Below are 8,140 nucleotides of genomic sequence, written 5' to 3' on the forward strand. Positions count from 1 at the left end.
CGGCACCGCCGTGGCGTCACGTGCGGGGCCTGCGCCCAGCTGCAAAAATGGCCAAAGTCGAGATACTCTACGCTCTCGACCGCGCCCCGGACCAAGCCGGCCATCTGGGGGGTGAGGGCAATGCTGAGTTTCTCGACGTTTGCCATGGGTCAGTACTTCCTGGTCCGATCGTAGTAGCTATTGCTACTGTTTTCCATCGAGCCGTCCCGGCGCGGTCGGCCGCGTCCACCTTGTCCGGGTGGCACTTCTGGCTGGCCTGTTGGTAGAGGCGTTTCAGTTCCTTGACGGAGTCGGGCGGGAGTTGCGGGGGCGCCGGGGTGTCGCGGGCGGTCTCGTTGGCGTCGCGGTAGTCCTCGTAATCGGCGCGGGCGCTGTCGGCCTCCGCTGCGGCCTCCTGCTCGACCGCGGCCTGACGGCGGAGTTTGTCCGCGCACAGTTCCAGGTAGCGGGTGATCAGGTCGCCGATCTCGTGACTGGTGCGGAGCGAAAAGGCATGAATCAGCCGCTCGATCTCGGCCTTGTCGTCGGACAGGGCGGTGACCTGATATTCCAGGCCGCGCAGGGTCAGGCGCAGGTCGGCGATGTCCTGGTCGGTGGCGATGGTGAGGGCCGTGGCGCGCTGGAGGTAGTCGGCGATCCAGGCCACGGCCGTGGCGGTGTCGCGGCCTTGCAGGGCGGTGAACAGGGGTTCGAGACGGGCCGCGGCACCCGCGGGGCGGAGCTTCTCCAGTTGCGGGGCGAGGGTGTCCCACTCGTCGAGCAACAGGAGGTTGCGGACGATCTCCAGGCGACGGCGAATCTGGGCCTGGTCGATGGCCGGCGTGCTTTGGCCGTGTTTGGCCAGGAGGGCGTCGAAGGCGTTGAGGTAGTCGGCAGCGATGCCGGTCTCAAGGTCGTCGGCACCGGCGGCGATGACGGTGATGCTCTCGTCGTTGGCCTGCGCCCGCTTGGTCCAGTTGTAGGACCCGATGATGACGGTGGCGCGGTCGATGACGCAGAACTTGTGGTGCATGATCGGGTCGCGGTCGTCGCCCGCGGGGATCAGGAAGACCTCGCCGCCAATGTCCTTGAGTCGCTCAAAATTGAGCCGGCCGGCGCCGACGTTGATCCGGTCGTGCAGGACCGCAAGCCGCACCCGCAGGCCCCGCCCGGCCTGTCGGCACAGCACATCAAAGAGATCGCGGTCGGTGAACCAAGCGACCGCGACGACGATTTCCTGCGTCGCTGCGTTCAACCGCCGGGCGATCTCTTGGGGGATCTTCTCGAAATGGGCGGTCGTTTCCATTTGGTGTCCGTTGACTGCCTGACGAGTAGGGAGGGTAAACCCCGCGGGGGGCACCGATGGGGCATCGTACCGAAGCACAAGGGCCAAGCCAAACGTCAGGTCCGGGATAGACCGGGCACAGGCTTCGCCGTCTGCCGGTGAGCATCCCAGGGTCGCCGCCGGATTCCACCTGGTGTCGAGCCCGATGGCTGGCGATGATTGTCGGGGGGCCGCGGCCGGGATCAAAGTCCGGGCGACTGACCGGCGATAGTGTTACCGTTGTGACGGTGGATCAGACGGTGAGGCTCTGGCTTGTGCGTGCCGGCACTTGGCCGGGCACCATTGCCGAGGTCGGGCGCAGCTCAAGGCCCGCGCGATCCTGCCGACGGGGCTCCTTGCTGGTGGGGCGTCCCTTGATGTCGGGCAGGGTGGTTAAGCTGGCGGAGGTGGCCGCCGAGGGCGGGCCTAGATCGTTGAGTTGGCTAGATCCTCTCTCGCCATGGGTCGATGATTTCCGCATGGATCGCAGACGCGAAACGATGACGGAAACGAAGTATTATTCTTGAATATACGCTCAGCATCTCTGTTCGATATTTCCATGATGTCACGATGGCATGGATCTCCGGTGTCGCTGGGCGTTACCGCTATTGTGTGAGTGTTTGGCAAGATGGATGTATCGAACATCCAGAATATGATTGGCGATCCGATGACATGGGGGTAGTAGTCATGAAGGTGTCTACATATCTCTCCAGTATACTCCATGGCGCACTGATTACAGACGACCGAGATACCCCCTTCTGAGGAGTTACGAAAAGCAAGACTTTGGAATCGTTTTTTGTTTTTGTCGTAATGTTTGTCATGAATGACTCGTATAAGTTGCATAGGCTTCTCAGGCTTCTTATTTTCTCATAACAATCGCTTAGGCTCAGATTTTCCTCATACTCTATCTCTTCGTTGTTCTTTTCTTGCAGAAAGGTCAATAAACCATTGTTTTCAAAAGTAAACTCAATGTAGTCATTTCTTGTGTACGCAGTTACCCGAACCTCTCCATTGATTCCTGGAAAGGCGTCAATTGTGGTAAATCCGTTTGCCAGAAAGAAGACGACAAGCTGCTTAGCATTGTTTGCAGTCGAAGGCAAACATGGTCTTCCTTCACCGTAGCACCATCCATTGCCTAGGTTTAGGAAGCCTTCTATCTTAAGTAACGCTGAGTGGTTCATGGCGAGTTCTGGTCTATCTCTGTTGTGATGGCGTCTCCCACATTCTTAGTGGTCAATATGATTGTGTTGGTTTTGCGCTCAAGTTCGTCAATTGCTTTAGTCAACGATTCAGCAAGCGTCTTGGCGACAGTATAAGATGTGTTCATGACCTGGGTCGGCCTTCCGTTTAGCTGTAGCGCAATGACTACATCGCCGGTTCCCACCATGATGGCAAACCCGTTAAAGTAGGTTGTCGGGCAGTTTGCCGGGAATAACGATTGCGCTTGCTCGTGGTCTTCTGTCATTGGTTTACGCTCATATCTTGTTTTTTTCAGACGATAACTCGCAGGTTTCCCGGTGCTGCCAAGTGCCAGCCGTTAGCATCTTGCGCATGTAGTGCTTGAGTGTTCATCTAGGTGTTCTCGGCTATGGGGGTACTAGATATAGTGGTCCACGAAATGCGAAACCACAATATATGGATCACGCAACCAATTGTTTCACAAGTATCACTATAGCTCAGCTTCTGCCTACCGCGCTATGACACAAGGTTACTACGTCAGGACGGGAAAACCCCTTGGGGCGGGCCTTGCCGATGGACATCAGCTCACCGCGAACGACCAGACGAGACCGAAAGGGCCAGCCGCACCCGTGGCGCACTGGTGGCGCACTCGCCAGCGAAAAACGGCACTTATCCACCAGCAAGCGCAACAATCGAGACGGGGTAACAGCCTGTTTTTCTTGCTGTCCTTTGTTGTAGAATGTTGAATGAGCTTGACTTCAAATCCAGTTGGGGCCGTCAGGCGGCCCTGGGTGAGTTCGACTCCCACGCCCGTCCGCCATCACCCCAAGGTCCCGACCCCATGACCACGCCGCCCCCCACCGACCCGATCCGTCTCACCCAACTGTCCCACGGGGGCGGCTGCGGCTGCAAGATCGCGCCCAAGGTCTTACAGGAGGCCCTGGCCGGGCTGTCCATGGGCTTCCCCCACCCAGATCTCCTGGTCGGCAACGCCACGGCGGATGACGCCGCGGTGTTTCGGCTCCGCGACGATCTGGCGCTGGTGGCGACCACGGATTTCTTCATGCCCATCGTGGACGATGCCTACGACTTCGGCCGCATCGCCGCCGCCAACGCCATTTCCGATATCTATGCCATGGGGGCGACACCGGTGCTGGCGCTGGCCATCGTCGGGATGCCGATCAACACCCTGCCGATGGCCGAGGTGCGGCGAATCATGGCCGGGGGCGCGGCGATCTGTCATGAGGCCGGTATCCCCCTGGCCGGCGGCCACTCCATCGACGCGCCCGAGCCGATCTACGGACTGGCGGTCATGGGGACCATTCATCCGGATCGGATCAAACGCAACGCCGACGCCCGCCCCGGCGATCTGCTGATCCTGGGCAAACCGCTGGGGATCGGCATCCTGAGCGCCGCACTGAAAAAAGGCTTGCTGGATGAGGCCGGCTACCAGGCCCTGCTCGATACCGCCACCCGACTCAACCGACCCGGCATCGCCTTTGCCGAATGGCCCGGCGTCCATGCGATGACCGACGTGACCGGCTTCGGCCTGCTCGGGCACCTGCTCGAGGTCTGCCGGGCCTCGGGGGTTGGCGCCCGCGTGGAGGTCGCCGCCGTGCCGGTGCTCCCCGCCGCGCTGGACTTGGCGCGCGCCGGGCATGGTCCCGGCGCCATCGAGCGCAACTGGGCGAGCTATGGGGCTGAGGTGGTCCTGGACCCGGCGCTGCCCGCCTGGACCCAACGCCTGCTCTGCGACGCCCAGACCAGCGGCGGGCTGCTGGTGGCCTGCGCCCCGGACACGGCCGGAGCGGTGCTGGAGCGCTTCCGTGCGGACGGATTCGCGCAAGCAGCGGTGATCGGCGCGTTGTTCACGGGACCGGCCGCGGTGTCTTGTCGTTAGGGACGCGGCAGCCGCCGGCCAATCGGCCCACTTTCGATCTCTGTCGGTCATCGCTTCGGGCGCCCCGCGATCCGGAGTAGGGGCGGGTTTGGAACCCGCCCCTAGCAGCCTGTCGGACTTTAGGCGATTTCCGAGTAAGACGCTATCAAGAAGCAAGCACCTCCGTAGGAGCCCGCTTGCGGGCGACGTGACCTGCCGGAATCGCGTCATTGTGCCCCCACCCGTCGCCCGCAAGCGGGCTCCTACGGGTTGGATTTTTCGCCGAAATTACCTTAAGTTAGAGGCTTATAGGGCTAACTGTGTGGTTGGCCTACGCTTGGCCAGCACAGGTGGTTGATTCATCTTGGGGGCTTTCCTGGCACATGAGGGTGCCACACAATTCGCCCCATGAGCGAAAAAGACAATGGGTTATTGTCATGATGCGCCTCACCTGGCTGGTGATCCATCATTTCAACGCAACACATTGAAATCCTTTGTGTCCTTTGTGTCCTTTGTGTCCTTTGTGTCTTTGTGGTGCAACTGCTCTTTCTAGGATAACAGCCATCAGGAGACGTCCAATTCCGTCGTCCGCAGATGCCGGCTTCCATGCCAGAAGTCCACCACGGTGAGCAAACGCTCGCGGGCGAAGGGCTTGGTGATAAAATCGTCCATACCCGCCGCGCGGCAGCGGTCTTCTTCTTCCGTGAGCGCATGGGCCGTCATGGCAATGATCGGCAACGCCCGCACCGACCCGGCCAGGGACCGTATCCGCCGCGTGGCCTCGAGCCCGTCCATCACCGGCATGGAGACGTCCATCAGCACGCTCCCCAGCGGCTCGCGGCACACTGCCGCCAGGGCCTCGACCCCGTTGTCGGCGGTGCGCACCACGTAGCCGGCCTTGGTCAAGGCCGCCGCGGCGACCATCCGGTTGGTTTTCACGTCATCCACCAACAGGATGGGCAAATCCCGACGGGTCATCCCGGCTGGTAAGTGACAGGCGGACACAGGCTTCGCTGCGACGACGGGCACGACCGCCCGCTGCGCAACCGCAAGCGTCAGCTCGAAGGAAAACCGGCTGCCTTGCCCAGGCGCGCTGTCGATCGCGATCTGCCCTCCCATCAAGTTGACGATGCGCTGGGAAATGGCGAGCCCCAGTCCGGTGCCGCCCGACTGCTTCACAGCGCCATCGTGGATCTGGCTGAACTCATCGAACAGCCGCGCCTGGCGGTCCTTGGGGATGCCTGTTCCCGTATCCTGCACCTCGAAGCGCAACCGTTCGCAGGACGCGCCGGTGCACAGAGTCTGCACCCCCAGACTCACCTGCCCGGAGTCAGTGAACTTTACGGCGTTGCCGAGCAGATTGATCAACACCTGGCGCAGCCGCAAGGGGTCGACCTGCACGGCGGCGGGGAGATCGGCGGCCAACGCGATGCGCAGGTCCAATCCCTTGGCGCGCGCGAGCGGACGCACGGTGGCGGCCGCCCGTTCGACCAGCTCCGCCAACGCCGTCGGCTCCGCAAACAGCGTCATCTCGCCGGCCTCGATCTTCGACAGATCCAGGACGTTGTTGATCAACTCCAACAGGGCATGTCCAGCCTCATTCGCCATGACGAGGTGCTCGCGTTGCTCCGTTGACAGCACCCAGTCGCGCGTCATGTCCAGCGTGCCGAGCACGGCATTCAGCGGCGTGCGCAGTTCGTGACTCATGTGGGCCAAAAAGCGGGACTTGGCCGCATTGGCCGCATCAGCCGCCGCGGACGCCGCCTGTGCCTCGGCCGCCGCGCGCTCGGCACCGGCGCGGGCCTCCTCCAAGGCGTCATAACTGCGTTGCAGCCGCTCGGCCATCTGGTTGAAGGCGCGCGCCGTGTCGGCCAACTCGTCGCGCCCTTCGACCGGAATGCGGTGACTCAGTCCCCCGTCCACGACCCCCGTGGCAGCGAGTTCCTGCGCCGCACGCTTGAGCATGCACAGCGAGCGTGTGAGGTAACTGCCGAGCAACAGTGAAAACAGGGCGACCAGCGCGATCTCCAGCAGCGCGATGCCGAGCAGGCGCCGCCGCGCCTGATCGACCAGTTGCACCTGCGCGGCGGTGGACAAGCCGATTTCAATCAGACCGAACCCGGTCCCGGCCTCGCGGATCTCCGCGCGCGCGTGCAGCACACCGCCGGCCACCGCGACCCCCTGGCGGCCGTCGGCCGCGGCGTCGGCCACCGCCGCCTCACCACGGGTGACCAGCCGCCGGCCGTGACCGGTAACCCGCAGATAGGCCACGTCCGGGTTGCGCATCACCGCGTCGGCAAAGGTATCGAGTGAGGCCAGATCGTCGGAGAGCACCGCATCCTTGGCCAGGATGGCGAACAAATCGACCGTCGAACGCGCCCGTTCCGCGATGGCGTCGGCCTTGGTGGACGCCAGATAATCGAGACTCAGCCAGACCAGCACGGCCAGGAGTACGATCTCGATCAGGGCAATACCAAGCACGGTCTTGAACCGCAGCGACAGCCGCCCGAGCGGGGACCAGGCCTTCATGGCGGCGCGTCAGACGCGGGGAAGGCAAGGATGTCGATGCCGAGCGCGCGCACATCATCCCAGTCAGCGTCAACGGCGGAATCAATGCCCTTAAACTCGATGGCAGCAAGCAGCGCCTGACCCGGCGGCGCGTCCGCCAGCGCCGTCATCGCCGCGCGAATCCGGTTGATCAGCCGCGGGTCGACCCGCGGATGGGCAGCAAAAGCGTGTGGTGTGAAAGGCTGGGTTCGCCACAGCACCCGGAGCTGCTCGCGGGTCTCGGGCGCCGTATTCTCAAAGGTCCGCTCGATGCCGCCGCCGGCCGGATAGAGCCCCTTGGCGACCGCCAGGTAAACCGACTCGTGAGATCGGACATAGTGCGGCTGGACGGTGATACCGGCCTGACGGAGCGCCGCCTGAGGGAGAATGGACGCCGCAAAGGCCGCGGGCGCGGGAAAGGCGACGGGCTGGCCGGCAAGCGCCGCGATGTCGGTGATCGGGGCGTCCTTGCGGACCACCAGAATGCCGCGGATACCAGGGCCGCGCTCCCGAGCGAAGGCCTGATAGCCGGGTGCCGCATGATAGACCGTGTAGTGATAGGGGTTCATATAGGCCAGATCATACTGCCCCTCGGCCAGGCGCGCCTCGAAGGCCGGGATATCCGGCGCCGTGCGGAATTCGATGCGCACGCCCGCCGCTTGACCGACCGCGTTCAGGAGCGGCACCCAACGCTGCACCAGCAGACTGGTCGCCTGCTGCGGGACAACTCCGAAGGTCAACACCGGCACGGCGTCGACGGCCGGGGCGATCGGCTGGTCCGCGGTCGCATTGGCGACGACCAGCAGGCAGCCGAGACAGGCGAGACAGGCGAGGATTCCCAGGAGCTTCGGATGCATGGCGTTCACTCTTAATGCGTATAAATCGTTCGGCGCGCTAGACTAGGCAATAAATACGCCATAACTTATAAACTCGACTTTGGCCATTTTCGCAGCTGGTCGCAGGCCCCGCGCGTGACGCCACGGCGGTGCCGAAGCGTGTGCTGAGCCGGCGATTGCGGCGGCCGATCGTCGCGACCAGCCGGCGGGCGTGGCCCGCGGCGCTGCACAGGGGGAGGCAGGCGAGCCACCAATGGAGTACCGTCCGCGATCGACCAAGACAACGGACGTACCCGCGGATGCCCCACCTGCCAGCCTCAATTGTACCGGTTTGATTTGCGTTTGCGCCCTTGTTCACCGCGCCGACCTGGCGCCACGTGCAGGTCTTGGTGACCG

The 8,140-nt window shown here is 63.0% G+C and carries 5 protein-coding genes; 1 reads left to right on the top strand and 4 read right to left on the bottom strand.

Features of this window, described 5'->3' with window-relative positions; genetic code table 11:
* Positions 1–67 precede the first annotated feature (67 nt).
* Entirely contained in the window at positions 68–1,363 is a 1,296-nt protein-coding gene (locus QZY03_RS18555) for a phospholipase D-like domain-containing protein (RefSeq protein ID WP_367268249.1), read from the bottom strand.
* A gap of 1,117 nt (positions 1,364–2,480) precedes the next feature.
* Positions 2,481–2,768 carry a hypothetical protein gene (locus QZY03_RS18560; RefSeq protein ID WP_295583644.1) on the bottom strand — a complete coding sequence of 96 codons (288 nt, stop codon included), beginning with the start codon at positions 2,766–2,768 and terminating at the stop codon, positions 2,481–2,483.
* A gap of 555 nt (positions 2,769–3,323) precedes the next feature.
* Between QZY03_RS18560 and selD the strand changes: the two genes are divergently transcribed.
* Positions 3,324–4,382, top strand: coding sequence for a selenide, water dikinase SelD (selD, locus tag QZY03_RS18565; RefSeq protein ID WP_295583648.1), 1,059 nt, complete (start codon positions 3,324–3,326; stop codon positions 4,380–4,382).
* A gap of 543 nt (positions 4,383–4,925) precedes the next feature.
* Here selD and QZY03_RS18570 read toward each other — a convergent pair.
* Both QZY03_RS18570 and QZY03_RS18575 read right to left on the bottom strand, forming a co-directional pair.
* Positions 4,926–6,890 carry an ATP-binding protein gene (locus QZY03_RS18570; protein WP_295583645.1) on the bottom strand — a complete coding sequence of 655 codons (1,965 nt, stop codon included), beginning with the start codon at positions 6,888–6,890 and terminating at the stop codon, positions 4,926–4,928.
* Positions 6,887–7,765 carry a phosphate/phosphite/phosphonate ABC transporter substrate-binding protein gene (locus QZY03_RS18575; RefSeq protein WP_295583646.1) on the bottom strand — a complete coding sequence of 293 codons (879 nt, stop codon included), beginning with the start codon at positions 7,763–7,765 and terminating at the stop codon, positions 6,887–6,889. Before QZY03_RS18575 ends, QZY03_RS18570 begins: the two co-directional genes overlap by 4 nt.
* Between the last annotated feature and the right edge of the window lie 375 nt (positions 7,766–8,140).

This window comes from uncultured Lamprocystis sp. (genome assembly GCF_903933125.1).
Lineage (GTDB): Bacteria > Pseudomonadota > Gammaproteobacteria > Chromatiales > Chromatiaceae > Thiodictyon.

Excerpts from the sequence above, each read along its gene's own strand:
- selD (WP_295583648.1), top strand. The coding sequence starts at position 3,324 with ATGACCACGCCGCCCCCCACCGACCCGATCCGTCTCACCCAACTGTCC.
- QZY03_RS18575 (WP_295583646.1), bottom strand. The coding sequence starts at position 7,765 with ATGCATCCGAAGCTCCTGGGAATCCTCGCCTGTCTCGCCTGTCTCGGC.
- QZY03_RS18560 (WP_295583644.1), bottom strand. The coding sequence starts at position 2,768 with ATGACAGAAGACCACGAGCAAGCGCAATCGTTATTCCCGGCAAACTGC.
- QZY03_RS18570 (WP_295583645.1), bottom strand. The coding sequence starts at position 6,890 with ATGAAGGCCTGGTCCCCGCTCGGGCGGCTGTCGCTGCGGTTCAAGACC.